Raw genomic sequence first — 25,428 nt, 5'->3', positions numbered from 1 at the left:
CAGGGACAGCTAATTGCGAAATTGACCAGTCAAGAAGCCATAAAAGATTTACTGGTTTCACTCTCTCTTGAAGGGCAAGGCTTTGTTCATGCTCAACATCCTGTTTCCTTTACCATAAACCCCAAGGACTACAAAATTAAAGAATTCAATATTGAACCACAAAAACCATTTTTAACAGCAGATGGCAAGCAAGAATATACCTATAAAGCAATTATCATAGATGAAAATGGCAATATTTTGCGTAAAAAAGAAGTCGCTAATGTAAAGTGGGACAAAAATATAAAGGATGTTGCAGGACTAATTTTAACACCAACAAATGCGGGAACTGTAACTACAAGCGAAGCAGGGGAATTAATAGCCAAGCTGAGCAGTAAAGATAAGGTAGATGATGTCTTGGTTTCACTCTCTATTGAAGGGCATTCTCCTGTTTTTGTAGATAAAAAACAGGTAGTATCCTTTAAGCCGGAACAAATGTCAGAAATAGATGTTTCGCCAACAACAGCGATATTGGTAAATAAAGCCTACACCCTTACGATCAAAGTGACTGATGCCACAAGTGAGGCTGAGCCTAATAAACAAGTTAACTGGTCTATAAAAGACACCAGCCAACAAGGTTTAACATTCAATCCTAAAATCAGCACTACCAACAATAGTGGTGAAGCTACTACCCTATTGACAAGTTCTCAGGTTAATCAAAACGTGATAGTTGTGGCTTCAGTAGATGGAGTAGGAACAAAAGAAACCAAAACTCCCCTAGAGTTCGGATGGCCAATAATTCATAAACCGACGTTTATACCAGCCAGTGGAAATGTAATTGCTGATGCGGATAAACATCCTGATCACGCTTACCACTATACTGCAAAAGTATACCTTCCTGATAACAACGCTATTTATACAGAGCAAGATATTAAATTTAAATGGCGATTAAAACCTCTGGCTGATGGTACTGAACCCAAAAATACTTGGTTATCAGAAACAGGAGACGTTACTGTTAAACCAGATGGAACATTACAAGTTCAACTAATGAGCAGCCAATTAGATCCTGTAGTAACAGATGCTGTAGTCTGTCTGGCGGTAGTCGATAAAAATTCCACTGGAATTCCTTCTACAGAACAGTGTGCTGATCCTGTGAGTTTTGCAAAACCGGCGGAGAATTTAAAGATAGACAGTCTTCATGTTGAATTTGATCCTAGTCAACCCATCATGGGTGGTAGTGCCAATCAATATATCTATACTGCAAAAATTGTTAAGTCCGATGCACCTAATACAGAACTGCCTGATGGGTATAAAGTGGATGCCACATGGGCCACAGAACAAACTCCCAATGGTTATAATGGTAAACCTGAGTGGATAATAACCAGTGACAATACAGTAAAAAATGGTGTGATCACGGCTAAATTAAGCAGTCAGGTTGGTATTGGTGATATTAAGAATGGTCAGGTAACTGACGGTCTAATGATAAAATTAACTGTACCAGCGGGAGAAGGAAAAACTGACTCGAAGGAAGCAGATCACTCTGTTGCTTTTGACACGCCGGTTAAACCAGCGGGGATTATTGTCTATGTAAAAGAAGCTGATGGTATAACAATTAAGAAAAGTAAAATATTTGAAGATCAAAATAGGCCTAGTAATTCATTTAGTAATATGTACATAAAATTATTCGATTTATCAATAAAGAAAGACGTTATGGCGGAAGGTGGAAAAATTATTGAGTCCTTAGGCTTTGGTGATGATAACAATGATTTTAATACCATAGATACGACTACAGGAGAAATACCTATAGGCAATCCTGCTCAGAATAGTATAAAGACCTCTATAACTATTCGAAGAGTCAATAATGCTAAATATGCTTATAAATATTCTTTTTGGATTAAAAATCTAGTCCGACCGCAGATTATTCAAGGCAATTACCCCAGCGGAATTGTGGATCAAAACAGTAACCCTACATGTGTAGATCCTTATGTAACTGGTTTGCGTGACGTTAATGAAGTTGATATAGGTATTAGTGAAAATAGTAAATACTCCTTAAACAATGAATTCCCACATAGTTATGATTGGGGACTTCTTGATTCAGTTACTCCATTCCCACCAGTAACTTCAAAAATTATTGCAAAATATAAAAATACAAGTCAAGGCTCATTTACTTATGATATCAAAAAAGATCACTTAATAGTCAATGAAAATGAATTGTATGGTTATTTACTTTGTATTGTGAGTTATTTCCCTTAGCAACTATAAAAAATCATATTCTGAAAAATTTCTTGTGGGATTGTCACAGTAAAAGTCCGCCTTCTATGAAGGCGGCATTGATTTAGCCCAGAGGGGTGTACTAAAATCCCTAAAAAAGTCTCTGCCACTTCTGTTACTTTAAAACCTAAAAGCCAATAAGGCAGAGACAAAACCTGCTGCTGACCACCGCCACAGGAGGCTGTCTCTTGATCACAAGTCTTGCTCGATAGATCGTGCCAGCTCATAACCTTCAAGGATGGTTTGTAACCTTAGCCATCCTTCCCACAACGTTTTGACTGAGGCTCTACCATTTTGCTTGCTATTTTTCCAACCGCCTAATTTGGCAAGGTGCTCGTAAGCCTATTTAGCCGTAGGTGGGGTTTCAGGATTTGCTTTGAACTCTTAGTTTTTCTACATGAGTCCCTTCGCTTTTCCAGATTTTATGATATTCCTCGATGAGCCCGCGTTTTTCGTAATAACCCACGATTTTAAGGGCATCATCTTTATTATTGATCGGCTCATTCGTTAAAATATGCCAAATGAGCTGCTTATCCTCACTCCCTATTCCTGAGCAGCCTACATAGTAGAGAGGGATTGCATTCCCCTTTCTATTGGACGGGGTTTTCAATGTGACAGGCGCATATTTTATATCAAGAGTCACAATTTTTGCCTTCCGCCCCCTCTTTGAGCTAACCGTATTTGTCGTTGCCCGACACGCTTAAGCTCGGAGGAAAATTGATATAATTTATTTGAGTCTTCAATGAGGTGTCTACTCATCATTGAACGAACCACAAAACGTTGGTTATTCGATACTTTATAGATTAAATAGTCATAAATATCTGCTTCACGATCACAGACAGAAATAATATTTGCCATTGCATCCCCTAAACGAGAAGCCATATTTCTTGATGCCCTTTCCCATTTATACCCTTCTTTTTCTTCATAGGGGCGTTTAAGATGATGACGACGAATGCCGCGAGTTTTTATGTCTCTTGTCCATCGTTGTGGTTCAATCAACCCCATAATGTCATTTTCATTTGGCGCATATAACAAAATGCTGTGGGCGAAAAATCCTCGCCAACGATGGCCTTGATTCACATGCCCTAATTCTTTTCGTATCGAATAATGTTGGTAGCTCAACGTCGTGGTGTCTTCCAAAGCAAAGAGTAATGGGTATTGCTCGATTTGATTTGCCGTTGCAGTAAATCCCGCCTCAGCAACATCTTTCGATGCAATACTGTCATTGCGTATGAATCGATAAGCACCTTCCATACTGGCGGGAGATAATGAAGATTTAACCACGGATTTGCTGGGATGTTGGGCTAACTCTGAAGCCATTTTGACGAGTCTTGCGGCTCTTCTTGGGTCACCAAGTTCAGCATGGCCAAATTGCGCTTTAGCCCATTCAATATGGCTTTTAATCATTACAGAAATCCTCAAGTTGAACACGTTGAAGATCTGATCACGAGAAGAGTATTTAGTTCAAAAAAAATCCTTCACATCAAGTGAAGGACTTCTGTATAAGAGACAGCCGTCTAAAGACGGTGGTTTTAAACCTTTCATATGGAAAATAAATATATCTTAATGGTTTTAAAGATTAAATATCACTTAGTTAAATAAAAGAATATTATCAATTGATAACTATTTTTCATTATCTAAATTTACGATATTCATTTAATCTTTCTATGGTTAAAAGACAAGATCATAAGCAATTTATTTTTATGCATATGGTTTAAATATACAACCATATGGTAATTTAACGAAATTAATTGAGCATTTTTTCTATCTTAGATAGGGTGCCAAATAATTTTTGTTCAAAAACTGCTTTTGATTTCTCTCAGATTGAGTTTATTGTTCTTTATAATTACGCATATAGAAAATTATAAATCTATAAAATAATTTTATTGAATTCTTAAATTATCGCTATTCTTAAATCAAAATCACAAGAAAAAATAAATTATGAGGCATTAAAATGACTATTAAAAATAACGTATTCAAAAGCAATAAAAACGATTATTCTGTTACCACAACAATACCAGATCAATCTGATATTATAGCTGGACAGACGAGCTACATTAATATAACTATAACAGCAACAAACATCAGTTTACTAAAAAATATTAAAAAAGTAACAATAGTAATTGATAATACTGCAACTAGCTATGCTAGCTGGAGATCATCTCAAGGAGTAAATGTAGGACTCCGTAACGCTTCTATGGAAATTCAGTTTAGTGTTAACAATGAAGTAGCAGAAAAAACGAATATTCCTTATACTGTTCATCTTTGGTCTGATGAAAAGGGAACTACAGCAGTAGCAAATTATACACCAACACCAATTACATATACAGTTAAAAAAATAGATCTTAAGAACATTATTACCTTAAATACTGATGATAACTATATCCAACCGCCAGAAAAAGATAATCCTGTATCAGCAAATAATCCACATATTATATACTCTGCTAAACTAACTGATATACATGGAAATATATTAAAAGGTGTTCAAGTTGTAGTTGCATCAGAATTACAAAATCAAATTTATTCTGATAGTTCAGATAAGGTTCTTGTAAAGATAGGAACACAACCAGATACTGGAAGCCCTGTACCGATAACCACTATCAGAGACAACGAAATAGACTATTTCCTTATTAATACTAACGAAAGTGGTGAAATAAAGTTTGGTGTATACCCCCAAGAATATATATCTGCAAGAATTGATTTAAAAACAGGGATATTAAGTGTAACACCTTTTAGTTATGCGGCATCTGCATATATTTTTAACGCTGAAAATCCCACTAATGATCCATTTGGCCCATCGTCTCCAAATATCTATAATATAGACGAAAAAGGAAGACTTCAAAAAACCCCAGATACTGATAACATGGAAGTTGGAATTGTTACGTATGATAGTCATCGCAGTACAGATTCTCTAATATTTTTTATTAAAGGATTTGAAAAAAATGACAAAGCAATTCGCCTCAAACCTATATATAAAATTAGTCGTAAAGACAGCTTTTATGGTTATCCCTTCAATTTTACATATAGTCAACTACCTCTTGATAAATCTGTACAGCTCTATTATTTGATTTCACCTCTTGGCCAGGATGCCCTTTATTCCATGACATCAAATCTTACATATATTGGCGACCCAACAGGTGGTAATGACAACCCTGATGACAATGGTGTTTATATAGAGGTTGAAGTATATTCCAGTTATTCACCAAACTCCAATGAATTTGATCCTAATGATCAACATAATGATCGCGTGTATGACAACCGTCTAATTACAATTGATATGATAAATCAATATATAAAAACATCAATACCTATCACAAATACAGCTCCTACTGGTTTATATGTCGTTGTAAAAATAGCAAAAAATAGCACTGATCAAATTAATGGACTTCCACCTATAGGCTCTCAGTGCACTTTATCTATAAAAATAGATTCAGCTACAAGGCCAGCGAAGAAATCTTACCCGTCAGTTACATTATCCGATGCTATAAATCATTACCACACATTCCAAATCCCATATTGTGATTTGACCCGAGTAAGTTCATGGGATGATGGCACTCCAGCAACAATTTCTTTTATTTATTCAATTGAATATGCTGGAGTCACTCAAAGCAGCAAAAAATGGAAAACCACAATAGGCACAGCGAATACTGCTATTAATATAAATGAGGACGGTTGCCCACATTAATAAAATTAAATATTACATAAAATAATTAATATATTCTACATTATCTATTTATATAGATAATGTAGAAATAATTTCATTTAAAATAGGCTATGGAAACTAATAACCATGAAAAATAATATAAAAGAAATAAACAGTTTATGTCTCCCCGGTGAATTTTGTGTCTCAATACCTAATGGAGCTGATGTTGCTATTGGTCAAACTTGTTATTTAACCGTGTCCCTCATCGCGGATCCAAATGTAATTTCTAACATTAGTGGTATATCAATAGAAACTAATAAAAATCATATTATTGAACAAAGACTACATGATTGGAAATTATCAGATACTAAAAACTTTGGAAGCTCTGTGTTTTTATTGAAAATAAATGATAAATTACTACCAGAAACATCAATTAGTTATACTATTTATGCCATATCAGGAAATAGCCATTATAATAAAATCAGTCCTCTAAAAATAAATTATACAACTAAGAAGATTAAATCAGATAGCCTTATTAAACTAAACACTATTAATAACAATGAATATATTGAACCACCCAAAGAAAATAATCCAGCTGGCACTGGAATGTCATATATTACATACTATTCAAAAGCACTTGACTATAATGGAAAACCGTTAAGAAATACACAAGTAATCGTATCATCCGAACTTTCAGGCCAAATCTACCCTCATGGTCAAGGTAAAGAGCTTGTACATATAGGAACAGAACCAAGTCAAGGTGGAATTTCTCAAAAAATAACAACGCAAAGCGAAAGTAACTTTGATTTTTTTACTATAAATAGTGATGTAAACGGAGATATAAAATTTCGTGTTTATCCAATAAAGGATACCTCTGTTAGAATTGATTTTGACACTCAAATATTGAATGTGACTGCGACTAATTATGCAGCCTCTATATATATTTTCAATGCAGAACGAAATTCACCATTCGGTCCTAATGCGCCTAAAATATCTGGGATAGCGAATGGGAAAATTGAAAAACTCCCAGGAACTAAAGTAATGGAAGTATATGTGGATTCTTATCCAGGATGGAAAAATACAGATTCTTTAATATTTTTCATGCAAGGATTTGAACAATATGACAGACCTATTCAACTTAATCCCATATATAACCTCGGGAATATAGAAAATTTAGATACGACTCCCATGTATTTTTCATATGACCAACTACTGATTAATAAATCCATGAAGATTTATTATTTGATTGCTCCTGAAAGTCAGGAGTATAGATATTCTATGACAAGGATCTTTACATATATAGGTGAGGGTGACTCATCGAATGACGAAACCTACGATAAAGTTAAAGTATATACCAGTTATGCTACAATTCCCATTAATGTATACAATAATGAGAATGAAACATTTGAGTGGCATGGTATTATTCTTAGCATGATAAACCAAAAAACAAAATCAGGAAAAGATGCTGAAGGATTATATGTTGTCATTATGGGAACCAATGATACAAACAATAAAGATTTACCACCACTCGGAAGTAGTGGACATATAAATGTATACGTGAAAACACCAACATCCAGAAATACTCATGTCAGTTACCCATTCCAGTTACCATCTGTCACTGATTCAGGAAAACAAACAGGTCATGTTCTAATTACGATCCCTTATTGTGATATTAACCGAGCTGGCCCCTCATTTTCTGGAGAGTTAGGCTCGCTGACTTTTGATTATTATACTGAGAACAGTGATGGCTCTAAAACATATGGGAAAAAATGGAGCACTAAGATCAACACTGTATTACCAAATCAAGATGATAATGATGGATGTGATCCTTTACCTAATCACTGAAGATACTTTTATCCTTAAGTGAAAACTTACTATTGAAATAAAAATCATCTGCATAAAAACAAGAATATCAATTTAATATAAAAAAGGAAATAAAATGAAAAGTAATATTTCAATAGATGAACAATCCTTATCCATTTACTTTGAAAAGGATATATTTCAACTATTAGATCATGATAACCCTCCCTCCAACAATAATTACATTAAAGCAATTGCACTGATTAGAGATCAAGACGGAAAGCCATTGCCTGATATACCTGTTGCTATTATTGAAAAAGAAAACTCTTATTTTGACAAAGTCAGAATTTATAAGGAAGATAATATAACGCCTGTTACCATTAAAAATCCAATCTCTAATTTTAAATATTTTTCTATTATATCCAATATAAATGGCGAATTGATTTTTTATATTTATCCTAAAAAATCAACACCAATAATATTTCAAGTTGACTCTATGGTGATAGATGTAACAAGCCGCATATCTTCAAATAATAAAATTTATATTATAGACAATAATAACAATAAAGATATCAGCCTTCCTTCACCTGATATTATTGGCGATAACGGTAGTTTATCAGTAAATCCCGATTCGAATTTTTTTACTCTTATCGTTCAAAACTATCCTGGTGCCAAACCAAATGATACAATACTCTATTTTATTAATAATCTCTATGTTAATAAATCATTTTATGTTGAAAATACAGATGAATTAGGAAATAGTTCTGTCAAATTCCTTTATAATTTACTTAAAGAAAATGAGGCATCTGATTTTTATTATACTGTCGTAGATGAGTTTGGCTCAGCTCGTTCTGCGTATCCACAAAGTATAATCTATCCTGGTGGGGGATATAACCAACCTATTGATAATTTAAAAAGAATCTATGATAGCTGCATAGTGTACAACAGTGCGGGTTATGATGATAACAACAATATTATCAATGATTCAATTATTGAACAAGATGTGAGCTATCGATGCAATAACCCGCACCATGAAGGTTTATTCGTTAAAATAATAGGAACAAATGATTATCTAGATAAAACAAAAGTTCCCTTTGGGGCGAAGGTTACATTGAAATTATATACCCATAATTATCAAAATACTGTTTATGAATCCAAGTTAAAATTAATGCCAACTCAACCGGATGATGGTGACACAGCAACTTTGCTGTTTGGTATTCCTTTTAAATATATTGGTCATATAGAAAATGGAGATATCTATTTTGACTATGAAGTCAATTACTATGGTGCTATTTCTTATGGAAACATTTGGCATGCTTATGTGCATACAATACGACCAGGTGGGGAAGCAACAGAAGATTCTTGCCCAAATGGTATAACTTGGTCTGGAATATGGTGATTTTATTTTATAAAGATTATATAAACAATAAACCTTAGACGAGGTAAAATATGTTATATAACGATTTCAACGTAATCTTTACAGATAGAAATTTAGACTTATCCGTTAAAAATGGAGCTGATGTGACTATTGGCCATAAGTTTTATCTTGACATAGAACTAATACCTCAAATGCCTCTTCCTAAATCATTTAATGTAGAAATAAAGGATAGCATTGGCTTTGAATATATGGAAATTATCAATCACATCAATACTCAACTGGATAGTAAATCCTATAATATGAGAATGTTATGCATTGTTAATAGTGCAGATTCATTAAATTCAGGAGATGAAATAAGTTTTACTCTTACTGGTATTGAGAAGAAGATAAAATATTACGCAAAGGATTTAGTCAAAAGTTCAATTCAATTAAATAAAAACAAGAGTGTTTGTGTCACTCCAAATAATAACAATAATGTAGATAATAACACCGACCATTATATTCAATATTTTACTACATTATTTGATACCAGCGGTCAATTACTCAGGAATACTCCTGTCCAAATTTACTCTAAAAACACAGAAGATATTGAAAAAAATATCATAATTACAACTGAACCTGACAATACAAATCAAAAACCTCAAATCCTGAAACCAATTCTCAATGATGATAAAATTGAAATAACTATCAATAGTGATAAAGATGGAAATATAAAATTTCGTGTTTATCCAATTATGGATACACCTGCTGTCATAGATATAATAAGTAAAGTGGAAGGCGTTACTGAATACCGTTCTGGCCCTATATACATGATTTCTGTTCTTCCACCAAGCAGTGAAAAATTACTTGCCCCTCCAGAATTACCTGAACTATATGGGGATTCATTAGAAGGTGATGGGCGTAAATCTTTTGAAGCTCAGATTAACTCTTATACCAATGCATCAAGGACAGATAATGTTCTGTTTTTCAATAAAAAGAAAGGAGATGGAACTCTTGACCCTACTGGATTAATACTCCCTGTCAAAAAAATTTCCGATGTTATAGATGCGGGTGATTCAGATAGTTCTGATTATTCATTTTTGATGCGAAGAGATATTTTTCCAAATGAAAAAAAATCAATATTTTATTATATAATAGCACCAAATTTTGGCAATGGTCTATATTCAGATGTTCAAGGAGTTGAATACATAGGAGGCGAACTGACTTCACCTAATTCCAATGTCAAAAGAATATGGAATACTCCTATTATTTTCTCAAGCTTTGCTGATATTAAAAATGATCCTAAACTTGAACGCTCTGATGATGAAAAAAAAGAAAACAATGAAGATATTATACAAATAGATATCTCTAATGCCCCAGTAAGCGGATATCAGTTATGTGCAAAAATAATGTGTACTAATGATGAAAATGATCAATCTTATCCAATTTGGGGTAAAGAAATATACTTCAGAATGTATGTCAGATCGGGGAACCAAAACTTTAATAGGATATTTAAACTTAGTCCAATTCATACCCCAGATAATCCACAAGGAAAATTGGCAACTGTTGTTATTAAAATTGACTCTCCTGAACTTAACGACGTCAAAGCCTACCAATCAGGTGGGGCCGGAATGATTTATTTTGAATATTATACAATCGATCCTGTTACTCAAGAGAAGACATACAGTAATTATTGGCAAAATCAAATTATAACATCCGATTGATGACCAGAATCATACTTAGAGTCTATCTCTATAGGAGTTATGATACATAAAATAACCTAATGGGATAGATTCTAAGCTATGTTACATTCGAGTTATAGCCTTGGAAGTAAGATATCTCGTAAATTAAGGAGATACTCTCCCCCAGCAGCCCCCTGAGTTTTAAGAGCTGGTGAGAACACAATTGCCCATATGTGCCCCCATCACACTTGCATATTCATAATCTCGTGATACGCACTGACCAGTTTGTTCCTTACCTGAATACCCATTTGCAGAGAAATGCTCGATTTCTGCATATTAACCATCACATCATTTAGCTCTACACCCGGTGCTCCCAGTGTGAAATCCTGAGCCTGTTTAACCGCATTTAAGCGGGTATGGTTTATTTTTTCTACTGCGGCAGTAAGCTGACTGGCGAAACCACCCTGCACCGGCATGGGTTTGGCAATGTTTGCTGCTTGCAATGCCTGAGTCTGCATCTGTTGCAGTACACCTTCAATTGCCTGAATTGACATAAAAACCTCGCGTTAAATCACCCTATTGATTACGTGATTAAGTGCCATATTAGCCGTGGGCTGGTTGACAATTTTCCACGCTGTCACCGTAACATAGCCTCTCCAAACTAAAGCGGGTAATTGAAGTAAAAATTCAAAGCTTATTGTGCCATTAAAAAAGGTGTTAACAGCAAATAATGATGGAATTAATAATAGGAAGAATCTTTTCGCTTGCGTATGGGGAGTCTGTTTTGTTACGCCACGCTTTTAGTATTCATGTTGACCAGCAAGGCAAGGATCGTCTATGAGTGCAACAAACGACGTTGAAAACCAAAATAAAGGTTTCAGCGCTATCATCAGCAGGATAAAAGCTGATCCCAAAGTTCCGTTATTAGTTGCTGGCTCCGCTGCCATCGCTATCGTCATCGCCCTTTTTCTCTGGTTGCGCAGTCCCGATTATCGGGTGCTTTACAGCAATCTGAGCGATAAGGATGGGGGCGAAATCGTTACGCAATTATCCCAGATGAATGTTCCTTACCGTTTCGCCGAAAATGGGTCTGCCATCATGATACAGGCCGAAAAGGTACATGAAACTCGCCTGAAACTGGCACAACAAGGATTACCCAAAGGGGGAGCTGCGGGTTTCGAACTCTTGGATAAAGAGAAATTCGGCATCAGCCAGTTCAGTGAACAGGTAAATTACCAGCGCGCATTGGAAGGCGAGTTGGCTCGTACCGTTGAATCACTCGGCCCGGTTCAGAGTGCCCGTGTCCATCTGGCTCTGCCAAAACCCTCCCTGTTCGTTCGTGAACAAAAATCACCATCAGCCTCCGTCACTGTCGGATTACTGCAAGGCCGTGTTCTGGATGAAGGGCAAATCAATGCCATCGTGCATATGGTTTCAAGTAGTGTTGCCGGTTTGCCGGCAGGTAAAGTCACGATTGTGGATCAATCAGGACGCCTGCTGACACAAGCCGATGCCACTGGCCGCGATTTGAATACCACTCAATTGAAATATACGCAGGAAGTGGAAAATCGTTTCCAGCATCGCATTGAAACCATTCTGGCTCCTGTAGTCGGGCGCAGCAATGTCCACGCGCAGGTAACGGCACAAATTGATTTCTCTCGCCGTGAAGAAACGGCGGAAGAATATAAACCTAATCAGCCCCCAAATCAGGCGGCTGTTCGCTCGAAACAGAACAGTTCCAGCGAGCAAAGCGGCGGGCCATTGGTAGGCGGTGTTCCGGGGGCATTGTCGAATCAGCCGAGTGCTGCGCCAAGTGCTCCAATTGAGAAACCAAACGCCAAAGACAATAAAGACAATGGGGACGAAAAGTCCAATCAAAATCGCAATAACGCGAATAGCAATAACAGAAACAATAGCTATGAGCGCATGGTAAGCAACAACCGTAATAATCGTTATGACGAAACCACTAACTATGAAGTGGATCGCACCATTCGCCACACTCAATTACAAGCTGGCGCAGTGGATCGTCTTTCGGTTGCCGTTGTAGTCAACTATGCCACCGTTCAGGGAGAAAATGGCCCTGAAACAAAAGCTCTGACACCAGAACAGTTAGCTCAGATCGAAGCGCTGACCCGTGAAGCAATGGGCTTTTCTGCTAACCGTGGCGATAGTCTGAACGTGGTCAATACGCCGTTCAATGATACATCTGAAGTGGTAGAAACCCTGCCATTCTGGCAGCACCCTGTCCTGCTGGAAAAATTGTTGGATGCGGGCCGTTGGTTACTGTTGGTGCTGGCTGCATGGTTGCTGTGGCGTAAGATGGTCGTGCCACAAATTGCCAAAAAACGTGCTTCGGAAAAAGCCGCACTGGAAGCACAGAAAAACCAGCAGAAACAGCAAACTGAAGCCAATACTGAAATGGACGAAAAAACGCGCCGTAAGCTGGCTCGCCAACGTGTTAATGCTGAGCTTCAGAGCCAGCGTATCCGTGAACTTGCAGAAAAAGATCCTCGCGTCGTCGCGCTGGTGATCCGCCAATGGATGAGTAACGAACAATGAGTCTGACAGGAACAGAAAGAAGTGCCGTCATGTTAATGACCCTGGGAGAAGATCAGGCGGCCGAGGTGTTCAAGCACCTGAATTCCCGTGAAGTACAACAACTCAGTGTGGTGATGGCGGGAATGAGACAAGTCTCCAACCAGCAACTGGTTGACGTGCTGGCTGAGTTTGAAGAAGACGCAGGGCAATATGCTGCCCTCAGCATCAACGCCAACGACTATCTGCGCAGCGTACTGATCAAAGCATTGGGCGAGGAACGGGCTTCCAGCCTGCTTGAGGATATTCTTGAATCCCGCGATACCACTACGGGCATTGAAACCCTCAACTTTATGGAGCCACAAATGGCGGCCGATGTGATCCGTGATGAACATCCGCAGATCATTGCCACCATTCTGGTTCACCTGAGCCGTGGTCAGGCTGCCGATATCCTCGCCTTGTTTGAAGAGCGCCTGCGCAACGATGTGATGCTGCGCATTGCAACCTTTGGCGGTGTCCAGCCATCTGCACTGGCAGAATTGACCGAAGTACTGAATAACCTGTTGGATGGCCAGAACCTGAAGCGCAGCAAAATGGGTGGTATTCGTACTGCGGCAGAAATTATCAACCTGATGAAAAGCCAGCAGGAAGAAAGCGTCATTGATGCAGTTCGCACCTACGACGGCGAGCTGGCACAAAAAATCATTGATGAAATGTTCTTGTTTGAAAACCTCATCAACGTGGACGATCGCAGTATCCAGCGCTTGTTGCAGGAAGTTACGACCGATTCCCTGCTTATTGCATTGAAAGGTTGCGACCAAGCATTACGCGATCACTTCCTCAACAATATGTCGCAACGTGCTGCTGAAATCATGCGTGATGATTTGGCAAGCCGTGGCCCGGTTCGCATGTCTCAAGTGGAAGCCGAACAGAAAACCATCTTGCTTGTGGTTCGTCGTTTGGCAGAAAGTGGCGAAATGATCCTGAATGGTGGTGACGATACCTATGTCTGATAAGTCGAATAAAGGAAACTGGCAGCTATGGCAGCCGGGAGAATTGACTCAATGGGAATCGCTGCGGGCAAAACTGGAACCAATGGATGAGTTACAGGAACCCAGCGAACAAGAGATTCTACTGAAACAGGCAAAAATGCTGGACGAGCTGAAAGAGCAAGCGCGTCAGACGGGACTGGAACGAGGCTTTACAGAGGGTCAGGCCCAGGGTTATGAGCAAGGGTTTCAAGAGGGCCAACAGGCTGGATTGGAACAAGGCTTACAGGAAGCCAGACAACAACAGCAAGTTGTTATCGACCAATGGAAAGCATTACTGACAGATTTCAGCCATTCACTGGATGGGCTGGATACTGTTATCGCGTCGCGCCTGATGCAACTTTCACTGACGGCTGCTCACCATATTTTAGGACAGCCTGCGGTTTGTGATGGTACTGCCCTGCTGAATCAGATCCGTGAATTTATTCAGCAAGAACCCATGTTCAGCGGAAAACCACAATTACGTGTCCATCCACAAAATATTCCTCTGGTTGAGCAGCAACTGGGGGAAGTTTTAGCTCTGCATGGCTGGCGTTTGATCGCGGATAATAAACTGCATCCGGGTGGCTGTAAAATCAGTGCCGATGAAGGAGATCTGGACGCCAGTTTAGCAACGCGCTGGCATGAAATGTGCCGTCTGGCAGCATCGGGAGAATTGTGATGACGGCAAGACTTGGGCGCTGGCTGGCAACATTGGATTCATTGGAAAAGCGTCTGGAAAAAACACCAAAGGTACGCCGCTACGGACGTCTGACCCGCGCTACGGGTTTGGTACTGGAAGCCACGGGTTTACACATGCCCCTCGGTGCAACCTGTCTGATAGAGCGTCAGAACGGTAACACTATTGAAGAAGTTGAAAGCGAAGTCGTAGGCTTCAATGGTGAAAAACTGTTGCTGATGCCATTGGAAGAACTGGAAGGCATTGTACCGGGAGCCCGCGTCTACGCCCGTTCTTATGGTCAGGATTCCGGAGGCGGACGCCGTCTGCCACTGGGGCCTGAATTGCTCGGCAGGGTTCTGGATGGTGCGGGACGCCCTCTGGATGGTTTGCCTGCACCTGATACAGGCTATCGCGCACCCCTGACAACCCCTCCGCTTAATCCCCTGCAACGAACGCCTATCAGCACAGTACTGGATGTCGGTGTTCGTGCCATCAACGCACTACTGACCGTGGGGCGTGGGCAACGTATGGGCCTGTTTGCTGGCTCAGGTGTCGGTAAAAGTGTGTTACTCGGCATGATGGCGCGTTATACCCAAGCTGATGTGATCGTCGTGGGATTGATTGGTGAGCGTGGGCGCGAAGTTAAGGACTTTATCGAAAATATTTTGGGCGTGGAAGGGCTGTCTCGTTCAGTTGTCGTCGCCGCCCCTGCCGACATTTCGCCGTTATTGCGGATGCAAGGTGCCTCTTATGCGACGCGCATTGCAGAAGATTTTCGCGATCGCGGTAAGCATGTTCTGCTGATTATGGATTCCCTGACGCGTTACAGCATGGCACAGCGTGAAATTGCACTGGCTATCGGCGAACCACCAGCAACCAAAGGGTATCCCCCTTCTGTGTTTGCCAAATTACCGGCATTGGTAGAAAGGGCGGGTAATGGCGTCAGCGACGGCGGTTCGATCACCGCATTTTATACCGTGCTAACAGAAGGCGATGATCAGCAAGATCCGATTGCCGATGCAGCCCGCGCCATTCTGGATGGTCATATCGTGCTATCACGTTCATTGGCGGAATCCGGTCACTATCCTGCCATTGATATTGAAGCTTCCATCAGCCGTGCCATGACCGCACTGATCGACAATACCCATTATCGGCGGGTACAGCATTTCAAACAGTTGCTTTCCAGTTACCAACGCAACCGCGATTTGATTAACGTTGGCGCTTATGCTGCGGGCAGTGATCCCTTACTGGACAGAGCGATTGACCTTTATCCTCATATGGCGCAATTCCTGCAACAAGGAATTGATGAGCTCAGTGAATACGATGTTGCCAGCACTCAGCTCCAACAATTATTGCCGATATAACGTTTTGCCTACAGGAGTTTAGCCAAAGAATATTTTGCTAAGGGTATAACGTTTACCGATTCAGTGCCGATATAGCTTTGTTTGCTATTGATGTTATTCAGAAACGCTTATGTCTGTTTGGTGATTAAAACGAGGAAATACATGCAACAACACTTCCCTCTCGTGACTTTGCGTGAACTTGCCCAAAATGCGGCAGAAAAGGCGGCATCACAACTTGCACAAATCCGGCAGAGTCATCAGCAAATGGAGCAACAACTCACGGCGTTAATGAATTATCAGGATGAATATCGTACCCGTTTAAATGACACTCTCAGTAGCGGCATGTCCAGCTCAACTTGGCAAAACTATCAGCAGTTCATGAAAACGCTGGAAATGGCAATTGAACAGCATAAGTTACAGCTCAATCAATGGAAAAAGAGACTTGAGCAAGCTATGTCACAATGGCAGGAAAAGCAGCAACGCCTGAACGCCTTCGACACACTGCAACAGCGGGCAGAGCATAATTTGAAGTTACACCAAAATCGCATGGAGCAAAAACAAATGGATGAGTACGCACAACGTGGTGCACAACGGAGAATGAAACAATGAATCTCACTCTATTGCCTACTGATTTAAAAGGTACGGAAAAAATTCAACCGACTGTGAATAATTCCGTAATCGGTGACCCTTCTTCTCAATTTGGGCAACTTCTCAATGCAGAAACCGCCTCTATGCGGAAGTCTTCAACGCAGGCAGATAAAAATAGTCTGAAAGAAGAACGACCTGCCGCTGATAAAACAGCAAAAGGCGAATGGTCGCAGTTACAGTCTGTGTCAGATAAAACCGTAGTCGGGAATAAATTACAGGCAGGAGTGACTCAGCAAGAAGACGCTGCCGAATTTGCTGTTCTGAAAGATGAAGATCTTTTGTCAGCCGAAGCATTAAGCGCCATCATTCCGCTTCAAATCGCCGGATTGATCAATCCTCCCGCAAACTCTGTGGTTTTTGCTGAAGATGTCGATGGATTATCAGAAAATGGCAAGCTGGAAAATGGCGAGCTGGACGGTGAATTGCTGGATAGCAAGAACAACGCAGCTCATTCATTACCGGGTAAAAGTGTCAAAGATATCAGACTGACCAATACCGATATTGCTGAACATTCCAACGAGGATGATTCAGGCGAAGGCAGCCAGATTTCTGCTACACCAGATAAGGCACTGAGTGATAAAGCCACCGATTTCAATATTCACTCTGCATTGGCACCAATTGCAGGGAAGTCAATCGCCGGAAAAGTCAAAACGGCTATTAATGATAAAGTTGAGTCTGGCAATACTTTCACCAAAAATTCAGTATCAAACAGCAGTAAGGATTTAAATCTGCTCCAATCAGCAATTCAGGGCGCTCCTGCATTGACAGCGACCACAGTCGAAACGGGGCCTATCGAATCCCCTACGGTATTACCCGCCACTCCCCTATTGTCAGTCAGTCAATCATCCACGGGTCAATTTCAGTTGAACAGTACCGCTGCGCCTTTATTGAGCGCCCATCTTGGCAGCGAAGAATGGCAGCAACAACTTAATCAGCATGTCCTGTTCTTTAACCGGAATGGATTGCAACAAGCTGAACTTCGCCTACACCCCCAGGAATTAGGTGCACTGCATATCCGGATGAGTGTTGAAGACAATCAAGCACAAATGCATTTTGTCTCCGCTCATCAGAATGTTCGGGCGGCTCTGGAAGCTGCATTGCCGGGACTTCGCCATGCTCTGGCGGAAAGTGGCATCCAACTGGCCCAAAGTAGTGTGAACAGTGATGCACAAGGAAACTGGCAGCAAGAGCATCATACCAACAGTCATTTCAACAATCAGACTAATGATCACGCCAATTCCCATGCCGATACGCAGAGTCATAGCTCAATAATCTCAACAGAAATAGCGACTTCCCATTCATCAGCCATTAGAATGACGCCGCAACAACTCGCCTCGACTCGGGGAGGTGTTGATACTTTTGCCTGATTATTCACCGGATTATTCGCCTAATTTCATGATGCACTGTAATAAAACGAAACAGGGCCGATAACAAACGCGTGAGTTAATGGTTTTTTCCTCGCTTGTTCCCGCTATTGCCGGAACAAAGACGCGGGATAATTGATATCGATTTTGATGGATAAGAAGATCCGCCATGGAATGCGGGGAGACTTATCCGCAACGGAAAACAGGAATTTGTCTGTCCATGTCTGATTATAGCTACGAGCATAAACGCAAAAATCCAATTTGGATGATACTGTTAATATTGATTGCTGTTCTTGGTGCCGCCATCGGAGGGTATAGCTGGTGGGCAATGAACCAGTCAGCCAATAACAGTACAAAGAAAACAAAAGTCATCAAAACACCTGTATTTATGACTTTGGAACCTTTTACCGTCAACTTGATCGACAACGAAGATCACTTCGATCGTGTTCTGTATGTTGGAATCACATTGCGTCTGTCTGACGAAAAGATCCGTCAGCGTTTCCATGATTATCTGCCAGAAGTTCGTAGCCGTATGTTGTTGTTATTATCCCGCCAGAAAGCGACTGATCTGGCAAAAGATGACGGCAAGATGCATTTGGTGGCAGAGATCAAAAAGACACTAAAGCCGACACTAATACCCGGTGAGCCTGATCAGGAAATCACCGATGTGTTGTTTACCACGTTTATTCTGCGATAATCACGATGAGTGACAATATTCTTTCACAGGCAGAGATAGATGCTCTGCTCAATGGTGACAGTGCCTCTGCTGATGCCGTAGAACAAACTGCGTCTGGGGAAAATGAGATCCGTCCTTACGATCCCAATACACAACGCCGTGTTGTACGCGAACGTTTGCAGTCACTGGAAATCATCAATGAACGCTTTGCCCGCCAATTCCGGATGGGGTTATTTAACATGCTGCGACGAAGCCCGGATATTACGGTCGGCGCCATAAAAATACAGCCTTATCACGAGTTTGCCCGCAATTTGTCCGTGCCGACCAACCTCAATCTGGTTCATCTGAAACCACTGAGGGGAACTGCACTATTCGCTTTCGAACCCAGCTTAGTTTATATCGCCGTTGATAACCTGTTTGGCGGTGATGGCCGCTTCCCGACCAAAGTGGAAGGCCGTGAATTCACCCACACCGAACAGCGGATCATTAACCGAATGCTGAAACTGGCGTTGGATGCCTATCGCGACGCATGGGATTCCATCTTTAAAATTGAAGTGGAATACGTACGTTCCGAGATGCAGGTAAAATTCACCAATATCACCACTTCACCGAACGATATTGTGGTTACTACACCGTTTCAGGTCGAGATTGGTGCATTAACCGGCGAGTTCAATATCTGTATTCCATTCGCCATGATCGAGCCATTGCGCGAACGCCTGACCAATCCACCAGTGGAAAATGCGCGTCAGGAAGATGGCCAGTGGCGTGAAAGTCTGGTGAAACAAGTTCAGCACTCAGAATTAGAACTGGTGGCGAACTTTGTTGATATTCCCCTGCGGCTGTCAAAAATCCTTGAATTGAAAAGCGGCGATGTTTTGCCAATTGAAAAACCTGAACGCCTGATCGTTCACGTTGATGGTGTGCCTGTGCTCACCAGCCAATATGGAACACTGAACGGGCAGTATGCCCTGCGTGTTGAACACCTGATTAACCCTGTTTTAACTGCTCTGGATGAGGAAAAGCCCAATGAGTGATGCTAAACAACCCGCAGATACCAGCTCGACTGAAGATATGTGGGCAGAAGCGCTGGAACAACAGGCCGCACAGCAAACCTCTGACGGCGGCACGTCAATATTTGAGAATCTGGAGCCACAGGATGTGCTCTCCCAGCTCTCCGATATTGATTTGATCATGGATATTCCCGTCAAGCTTTCTGTAGAGCTGGGACGCACCAAAATGACCATCAAACAGCTACTGAAACTATCACAAGGCTCAGTGGTTTCTCTTGATGGTCTGGCGGGTGAACCATTGGATATTCTGATCAATGGCTATTTGATAGCACAAGGAGAAGTGGTTGTCGTATCGGATAAATACGGTGTGCGTATCACGGATATCATCACGCCTTCTGAACGCATGCGTCGCTTGAGTCGTTAACTATGATGGCGAACCAGCCTTCCTTTCATGCTTCTTTTCAACGTGGTACGGCATCTGATGCCGTACCCGTCAGCACGGCAAGCACTACAGCCCCACTTCCTGCCGGTCAGACTCTGATGCAAGTCAGCAGCGCGCTGGGCGGGGTTTTATTGCTGATTTTTTTCATAACATGGCTGGTACGTCGTCTGGGCCTGACTCCCGCCAAAAACAAAAACCATCGATTGCTGAACGTCAAGGCAAGTTGCTCCCTCGGGCCGAAAGAACGGGTCGTTGTGGTAGAGATCGAAGATAACTGGCTGGTACTGGGCGTCACATCCCAGCAGATCAATATGCTGCATCAGATGCCTGCACCACCTGAAAACGCGGAAAAGGATACCGCTCTCAAATCGCTGCCATTCGGCCAGATGTTAAAAAATACGCTCCAGAGAAAAAGCAAGAACGACAAGGACGATGATGAAAAGTAGAGTTTTTTTTACGATGGGCAATCGAATGACAGGCAAGAAATTGATCTCACGCTTTAACCCAATTCATCCGGGAGCAATCTGTTCAGGCGCTAAACGCTTAGCCCCCCTGCTCATGGCACTTTTGTTGCCACTGTTTCCCCTGAATGCCGCTGCCGAATTGCCCGGTATCATCAGCCAACCTTTATCCAATGGTGGACAAAGTTGGTCATTGCCGGTTCAAACCCTGCTTTTCATCACTGCACTGGGATTTATCCCTGTGGCCCTACTGATGATGACCAGCTTTACCCGCATCATCATCGTGCTCGGCCTGCTGCGCAATGCACTGGGGACACCATCAGCACCACCGAATCAAGTTATGTTGGGTCTGGCGCTGTTCATGACTTTTTTCATCATGGCTCCGGTCTTCGATAAAGTTTACCAAGATGCGTACCTGCCTTACAGTGAAGATAAAATTACGCTGGAAGCCGCACTGGACAAGGGATCAAAACCCCTGCGCCAATTTATGCTCCGCCAGACACGGGAAAATGATTTGGCTCTGTTTGCCCGCCTTGCAGACCAAGAGGCATTTGAAACGGCGGATTCTGTTCCAATGCGTGTACTTGTTCCCGCATTTATTACCAGCGAATTAAAAACTGCGTTCCAGATTGGCTTTACCCTCTTCATACCGTTCCTGATCATCGATCTGGTTGTTGCCAGTGTCTTGATGGCATTGGGGATGATGATGGTTCCCCCCGCTACCATATCACTGCCTTTCAAACTGATGTTGTTTGTCCTGGTGGATGGCTGGCAATTGTTGCTTGGCTCGCTGGCACAAAGCTTTTATGTCTAGCGTAGAAATCTTATTGGAAAAAGATCAAAAAAGCGGTTTGAGAAAATTATGACTCCAGAATCGGTAATGGCCCTTGGTGTTGAGGCGATGAAAGTGGCGTTGGCACTGGCTGCCCCACTCCTTCTATCTGCCTTGATTTGTGGCTTGATCATCAGCTTATTGCAAGCGGCAACTCAGGTAAACGAGATGACCTTATCGTTTATTCCGAAAATTCTGGCCGTTTTTGTTACCATCGTCGTCGCGGGGCCGTGGATGCTGAATTTACTGCTGGATTACATGCGCACACTATTCAGCAGCATTCCGACTATTATCGGTTAATCATGATCCCGTTTGATAGCAACACGCTCTCCCATCTTGTCAGTGATTTTTTCTGGCCATTGGCTCGCCTGCTGGCGTTATTCAGCATGGCACCGATTTTCAGTGAAAAGCAGATGCCGATAAAAGTCAGAATAGGTCTGGCATTAATGGTCACTGCCTTATTAGTCCCGAACATCCCTTCTCCGCAAATACCTATTTTTTCCGTTGCCGGGATTTGGGTTTTGATACAACAAATATTAATTGGGATGGCTTTGGGACTGACCATGCAGATCGCTTTTGCGGTAGTGCGTTATGCCGGTGAAGTACTTGGTTTACAGATGGGGCTTTCATTCGCCACATTTTTTGATCCAACCGGTGGCCCGAACATGCCTATTTTAGCCCGTATTTTTAATATGCTGATAATGTTGCTGTTTCTGGTTTTTGATGGACATTTATGGCTGTTGTCGATTCTGGCAGATACATTTTACTCCATCCCCATTCAGTCAGCCCAACTTAATCCCAAAGGTTTTCTCTTGTTGGCTCAGAGTGCCAGCCTGATATTTATCAATGGCATGATGCTGGCAATGCCAATGATTACCCTGCTTTTGGTCTTGAATTTTTCTTTGGGAATGCTGAACCGCATGACACCACAACTTTCCGTCTTTGTGGTCGGTTTTCCTTTGACTCTGACAGTGGGAATTTTCACCCTTTCTCTGCTATTTCCAATGCTGGTGCCATTTACTGAGCGGTTATTCGGGGAGATATTCGACCGATTGGCCGTGATTATCAGTGAAATGATCGTGTAAACATTACTCCACTCCCGCCCGTTTTGAGCGGGAGTTTGCCTTCGATTTTACATATTTAATGGTTACATACACTTAATTAAAGTTAGGCTGACCATTCGATGCAGTCACTCCACCGTCTATCGGCAAGTTTACACCATTAATGAAACTGGCATCTTCACTCGCCAGAAATGCGATGGCTGCTGCAACTTCGGAAGGTTTACCCGCTCTTTGTAACGAAATTCGGCTATCGAAAAGTTTCAGGGTTTCATCATCTAAACGGGTAACCATTGGCGTTGCCACTAAACTGGGGCATACAGCATTGACACGCACGCCCTGAGAACCATAATCCAGTGCCATAGCACGGGTCACATTCACGACAGCTCCTTTTGCTGCACAATAATGTGCACCTCCCCAATCACCGCCTAGTCCTGATACAGAAGCATTATTGACAATACATCCTTTGCTTTCCAACAAATGCGGCAACGCAGAATAGCTACAATTGAGTACGCCATTAAGATTTGTCGCCAGTACAACATCCCCCTCTTCCTGAGATACACTTAATAAATCACCAACAACATACAAGCCCGCATTATTCACCAGAATATCTATCCGACCAAAATTTCTGACCGTTTCATCAACCATATTCTTGACCGAATCGCGATCCGCAACGTCAGTCTGGATCACCAGCGCCTTATCCGATGGTAATTCACTGAGTACGCGATTAAGTTTATCGGTATTCCGCCCTGCCAATACAACAGTCGCTCCTTCTTGTGAAAAACGTTTTGCTGTAGCCTCCCCAATACCGCTCCCGGCACCAGTAATAATGACAACCTTATCCTCAAACCGAATCATTTTATTACCCTCATTGATATATTTTCAAAGCTCGCTATAAATCCAGACACAAATGAGCAAGCGGCATGAATCCCTGCCCATGCTTCATTGAGTTGCATTGGCGAAAATGGCGTGATCCTGACTGTTTGCGGTAACTTTTTTCCACTTTCTGTCAGACAGACTAATCATTAACCCTGCCTGATCATAATCCTGCTGGAGCAAAAAAATAACATCCGTTGAGATCACAATATCGCCAATAAACGTAGCTAATAACGCATCAATTTCCCAGTGGGGAGGAGAATTCAGCCAATTAACAGTACTGGAATCAGTTAACTCAATAAAAGCATTATTCAGCATACTTACTTGGGAAAAACCTTATTATTAATTAATGAGCCAATCAGCGAGTAAACAGCATTTTAAGCAGAAAACACATTATTATCTGTTTGAGAAAAAATAATTTAAATCTTATGGTCATTGCATACAATCATAAAGCTAATATTTTTTATCCTTGACAATAAATTTAAAATCAAGAAGATAAAACGTATTAATGATATATGTCATATCTTATTTTATATAAATAAAAACCTTTGCAAGGAGCTGCATAGCCAATAATTCACATATTTTAAGGAGACTCTGATGACATCCAAAACGCTTCACTCTCCCGAAATAGAATATCGTCCATGGGAATCCAATGAGGCTCCTCTATTGATCATTCTCGGGCAATCCAACAGCTATGGTCACGGAACACAATTACCGCCGGATGAAAGGATCACACAGGGCTTAAACAATGTATTCACCCTATCTCTGCCTGAAGTCTACAGCATTAACTTTCCTGCCATTAATTGGAAAGGATTAACCAGTTTTGGCGATGCCAATATTGGCGCACCTGTCGGCTTACCACGCGGCAACCAAGATCATCCGTACAACTCTGCCAACCGTTTCGCTAAATTCTGGCAAGACCATATCAATCAGGGTAATACACTAAATTTGCCCAATCTCTATGTGATTCTAATGGGATACGGCGGACAGGGAATGTATCTGAATAACCCTCCCGATAACCGGTGGGCTCCCGAACGAGATCACAGAGATGTGGAATCCCTCTATCCGCGCGCGATTAGAACCTTGCGCATGGCGGTTGAAGCATTACGCAAAATAGGGAAAACTCCGCGTATATTGGCTGTCCACTGGAACCAGTGGGAAGCAGAAACTGAAAGTTTAGCGGCGGCCAAGGCATCAGAGATGAATTTTACCCACATAATTAACGGCATCAGCGATGCTATAGGCTCCCGTAATATCCCATGGCGATTATACTATCCACTTTCAGTAGCATTTGATCCCATCAATACCAGTTATGTGAATGAAGCAATTAACGACGTCATTGCTGCCGATCCTAAATACCGTACTCTGATTGATGCCAGAAACTCACCAAATTACACCGGCATCGCTTCTGACTACGGCGTCTTTCTCTCTGATGAAATACATTACGATGGTCATACCCAAACCTGGTTTGCCCAGCAGGAATGGGAGCTAATTTTATCCGGCTACCGGGGCATTAAGGTATAAATCACATGATATGGTGGTATGCCGCCATATCCCCCTTAATTTTTATGCAGGGATTTTTACCCAATGAAAATATTACGCTTTGAATATAACTCAAGCATTAAATTTAAACATTGAACTCACAATAAAATAATGATAAAAATCCCGATAAAATAAATTAACCCGAATAAGTTACGGCATACTGCAAAAAGACAAAGGAACAGATATTTGGCATGAAGTAACG

22 protein-coding genes and 1 pseudogene are annotated in these 25,428 nt (G+C 41.3%); 19 read left to right on the top strand and 4 right to left on the bottom strand.

Features of this window, described 5'->3' with window-relative positions:
• The coding region (locus tag FE394_RS14125; protein ID WP_319927000.1) for an Ig-like domain-containing protein at positions 1-2,229 on the top strand (2,229 nt) is incomplete at its 5' end.
• A gap of 210 nt (positions 2,230-2,439) precedes the next feature.
• Here FE394_RS14125 and FE394_RS14120 read toward each other — a convergent pair.
• A pseudogene (locus tag FE394_RS14120) lies at positions 2,440-3,654 on the bottom strand (IS4 family transposase).
• Between the two features lie 547 nt (positions 3,655-4,201).
• Between FE394_RS14120 and FE394_RS14115 the strand changes: the two are divergent.
• From FE394_RS14115 to FE394_RS14100, 4 genes are all read left to right on the top strand, one after another.
• Complete coding sequence (locus tag FE394_RS14115; protein WP_319926999.1) at positions 4,202-5,932, top strand: hypothetical protein; 1,731 nt, start codon at positions 4,202-4,204, stop codon at positions 5,930-5,932.
• 105 nt (positions 5,933-6,037) lie between these two features.
• Complete coding sequence (locus tag FE394_RS14110) at positions 6,038-7,735, top strand: hypothetical protein (protein WP_319926998.1); 1,698 nt, start codon at positions 6,038-6,040, stop codon at positions 7,733-7,735.
• 94 nt (positions 7,736-7,829) lie between these two features.
• On the top strand, positions 7,830-9,089 hold the full coding sequence (locus FE394_RS14105) for a hypothetical protein (protein WP_319926997.1): 1,260 nt from the start codon (positions 7,830-7,832) through the stop codon (positions 9,087-9,089).
• 50 nt (positions 9,090-9,139) lie between these two features.
• Positions 9,140-10,771 carry a hypothetical protein gene (locus FE394_RS14100; protein WP_319926996.1) on the top strand — a complete coding sequence of 544 codons (1,632 nt, stop codon included), beginning with the start codon at positions 9,140-9,142 and terminating at the stop codon, positions 10,769-10,771.
• A 200-nt stretch (positions 10,772-10,971) separates the two neighbouring features.
• On the opposite strand, the gene fliE is transcribed toward FE394_RS14100, so the two are convergent.
• Positions 10,972-11,283 carry a flagellar hook-basal body complex protein FliE gene (gene fliE, locus FE394_RS14095; RefSeq protein ID WP_319926995.1) on the bottom strand — a complete coding sequence of 104 codons (312 nt, stop codon included), beginning with the start codon at positions 11,281-11,283 and terminating at the stop codon, positions 10,972-10,974.
• Positions 11,284-11,566: 283 nt separating this feature from the next.
• On the opposite strand from fliE, the gene fliF reads away from it, so the two are divergent.
• The 13 genes from fliF to fliR all read left to right on the top strand — a co-directional run bounded on the left by fliF (position 11,567) and on the right by fliR (position 22,835).
• On the top strand, positions 11,567-13,288 hold the full coding sequence (gene fliF / locus FE394_RS14090; protein ID WP_319926994.1) for a flagellar basal-body MS-ring/collar protein FliF: 1,722 nt from the start codon (positions 11,567-11,569) through the stop codon (positions 13,286-13,288).
• A complete protein-coding gene (gene fliG / locus FE394_RS14085; protein ID WP_319926993.1) occupies positions 13,285-14,277 on the top strand; it encodes a flagellar motor switch protein FliG in 993 nt (330 codons plus the stop codon). Before fliF ends, fliG begins: the two co-directional genes overlap by 4 nt.
• Positions 14,270-14,974, top strand: coding sequence for a flagellar assembly protein FliH (fliH, locus tag FE394_RS14080; RefSeq protein ID WP_319926992.1), 705 nt, complete (start codon positions 14,270-14,272; stop codon positions 14,972-14,974). Before fliG ends, fliH begins: the two co-directional genes overlap by 8 nt.
• Positions 14,974-16,338: a flagellar protein export ATPase FliI gene (gene fliI / locus FE394_RS14075; RefSeq protein ID WP_319926991.1), complete on the top strand. Its 1,365-nt coding sequence runs from the start codon at positions 14,974-14,976 to the stop codon at positions 16,336-16,338. Before fliH ends, fliI begins: the two co-directional genes overlap by 1 nt.
• Positions 16,339-16,479: 141 nt before the next feature.
• Entirely contained in the window at positions 16,480-16,926 is a 447-nt protein-coding gene (gene fliJ, locus FE394_RS14070) for a flagellar export protein FliJ (protein WP_319926990.1), read from the top strand.
• Positions 16,923-18,332 (top strand): flagellar hook-length control protein FliK, encoded by a 1,410-nt coding sequence (locus FE394_RS14065; protein ID WP_319926989.1) that lies wholly within the window; start codon positions 16,923-16,925, stop codon positions 18,330-18,332. Before fliJ ends, FE394_RS14065 begins: the two co-directional genes overlap by 4 nt.
• A 217-nt stretch (positions 18,333-18,549) precedes the next feature.
• Positions 18,550-19,026, top strand: a complete 477-nt coding sequence (gene fliL / locus FE394_RS14060; protein ID WP_319927005.1) for a flagellar basal body-associated protein FliL — start codon at positions 18,550-18,552, stop codon at positions 19,024-19,026.
• A gap of 5 nt (positions 19,027-19,031) precedes the next feature.
• Positions 19,032-20,039, top strand: coding sequence for a flagellar motor switch protein FliM (gene fliM / locus FE394_RS14055; RefSeq protein ID WP_319926988.1), 1,008 nt, complete (start codon positions 19,032-19,034; stop codon positions 20,037-20,039).
• The gene (fliN, locus tag FE394_RS14050) at positions 20,032-20,439 is read left to right on the top strand and encodes a flagellar motor switch protein FliN (RefSeq protein ID WP_319926987.1); all 408 of its coding nucleotides are present in this window, start codon (positions 20,032-20,034) and stop codon (positions 20,437-20,439) included. Before fliM ends, fliN begins: the two co-directional genes overlap by 8 nt.
• Positions 20,440-20,441: 2 nt before the next feature.
• A complete protein-coding gene (gene fliO / locus FE394_RS14045; protein ID WP_419836344.1) occupies positions 20,442-20,903 on the top strand; it encodes a flagellar biosynthetic protein FliO in 462 nt (153 codons plus the stop codon).
• A gap of 112 nt (positions 20,904-21,015) precedes the next feature.
• Positions 21,016-21,732, top strand: coding sequence for a flagellar type III secretion system pore protein FliP (fliP, locus tag FE394_RS14040; protein ID WP_319927003.1), 717 nt, complete (start codon positions 21,016-21,018; stop codon positions 21,730-21,732).
• A 48-nt stretch (positions 21,733-21,780) separates the two neighbouring features.
• The gene (gene fliQ / locus FE394_RS14035) at positions 21,781-22,050 is read left to right on the top strand and encodes a flagellar biosynthesis protein FliQ (RefSeq protein WP_319926986.1); all 270 of its coding nucleotides are present in this window, start codon (positions 21,781-21,783) and stop codon (positions 22,048-22,050) included.
• A gap of 2 nt (positions 22,051-22,052) precedes the next feature.
• Positions 22,053-22,835 carry a flagellar biosynthetic protein FliR gene (fliR, locus tag FE394_RS14030; protein WP_319926985.1) on the top strand — a complete coding sequence of 261 codons (783 nt, stop codon included), beginning with the start codon at positions 22,053-22,055 and terminating at the stop codon, positions 22,833-22,835.
• A gap of 72 nt (positions 22,836-22,907) precedes the next feature.
• Here the strand turns inward: fliR and budC are convergent, their stop codons facing one another.
• Positions 22,908-23,666, bottom strand: a complete 759-nt coding sequence (gene budC, locus FE394_RS14025; RefSeq protein ID WP_319926984.1) for a meso-2,3-butanediol dehydrogenase — start codon at positions 23,664-23,666, stop codon at positions 22,908-22,910.
• Positions 23,667-23,750: 84 nt separating this feature from the next.
• Positions 23,751-24,002, bottom strand: a complete 252-nt coding sequence (locus FE394_RS14020) for a DUF1349 domain-containing protein (RefSeq protein WP_319926983.1) — start codon at positions 24,000-24,002, stop codon at positions 23,751-23,753.
• Positions 24,003-24,281: 279 nt separating this feature from the next.
• Between FE394_RS14020 and FE394_RS14015 the strand changes: the two genes are divergently transcribed.
• Entirely contained in the window at positions 24,282-25,208 is a 927-nt protein-coding gene (locus FE394_RS14015) for a sialate O-acetylesterase family protein (RefSeq protein WP_319926982.1), read from the top strand.
• Positions 25,209-25,428: the final 220 nt, after the last annotated feature.

It is taken from the genome of Xenorhabdus littoralis (assembly GCF_033949345.1).
Classification (GTDB): Bacteria; Pseudomonadota; Gammaproteobacteria; order Enterobacterales; family Enterobacteriaceae; genus Xenorhabdus; species Xenorhabdus littoralis.
The sequence above is the reverse complement of the archived record's forward strand: the minus strand, read 5'-3'. Positions and strand labels throughout refer to the sequence as shown.

Coding starts and splice junctions, on each gene's coding strand:
- FE394_RS14115 (WP_319926999.1), top strand. CDS start 4,202: ATGACTATTAAAAATAACGTATTCAAAAGCAATAAAAACGATTATTCT.
- FE394_RS14110 (WP_319926998.1), top strand. CDS start 6,038: ATGAAAAATAATATAAAAGAAATAAACAGTTTATGTCTCCCCGGTGAA.
- FE394_RS14105 (WP_319926997.1), top strand. CDS start 7,830: ATGAAAAGTAATATTTCAATAGATGAACAATCCTTATCCATTTACTTT.
- FE394_RS14100 (WP_319926996.1), top strand. CDS start 9,140: ATGTTATATAACGATTTCAACGTAATCTTTACAGATAGAAATTTAGAC.
- fliE (WP_319926995.1), bottom strand. CDS start 11,283: ATGTCAATTCAGGCAATTGAAGGTGTACTGCAACAGATGCAGACTCAG.
- fliF (WP_319926994.1), top strand. CDS start 11,567: ATGAGTGCAACAAACGACGTTGAAAACCAAAATAAAGGTTTCAGCGCT.
- fliG (WP_319926993.1), top strand. CDS start 13,285: ATGAGTCTGACAGGAACAGAAAGAAGTGCCGTCATGTTAATGACCCTG.
- fliH (WP_319926992.1), top strand. CDS start 14,270: ATGTCTGATAAGTCGAATAAAGGAAACTGGCAGCTATGGCAGCCGGGA.
- fliI (WP_319926991.1), top strand. CDS start 14,974: ATGACGGCAAGACTTGGGCGCTGGCTGGCAACATTGGATTCATTGGAA.
- fliJ (WP_319926990.1), top strand. CDS start 16,480: ATGCAACAACACTTCCCTCTCGTGACTTTGCGTGAACTTGCCCAAAAT.
- FE394_RS14065 (WP_319926989.1), top strand. CDS start 16,923: ATGAATCTCACTCTATTGCCTACTGATTTAAAAGGTACGGAAAAAATT.
- fliL (WP_319927005.1), top strand. CDS start 18,550: ATGTCTGATTATAGCTACGAGCATAAACGCAAAAATCCAATTTGGATG.
- fliM (WP_319926988.1), top strand. CDS start 19,032: ATGAGTGACAATATTCTTTCACAGGCAGAGATAGATGCTCTGCTCAAT.
- fliN (WP_319926987.1), top strand. CDS start 20,032: ATGAGTGATGCTAAACAACCCGCAGATACCAGCTCGACTGAAGATATG.
- fliO (WP_419836344.1), top strand. CDS start 20,442: ATGATGGCGAACCAGCCTTCCTTTCATGCTTCTTTTCAACGTGGTACG.
- fliP (WP_319927003.1), top strand. CDS start 21,016: ATGGCACTTTTGTTGCCACTGTTTCCCCTGAATGCCGCTGCCGAATTG.
- fliQ (WP_319926986.1), top strand. CDS start 21,781: ATGACTCCAGAATCGGTAATGGCCCTTGGTGTTGAGGCGATGAAAGTG.
- fliR (WP_319926985.1), top strand. CDS start 22,053: ATGATCCCGTTTGATAGCAACACGCTCTCCCATCTTGTCAGTGATTTT.
- budC (WP_319926984.1), bottom strand. CDS start 23,666: ATGATTCGGTTTGAGGATAAGGTTGTCATTATTACTGGTGCCGGGAGC.
- FE394_RS14020 (WP_319926983.1), bottom strand. CDS start 24,002: ATGCTGAATAATGCTTTTATTGAGTTAACTGATTCCAGTACTGTTAAT.
- FE394_RS14015 (WP_319926982.1), top strand. CDS start 24,282: ATGACATCCAAAACGCTTCACTCTCCCGAAATAGAATATCGTCCATGG.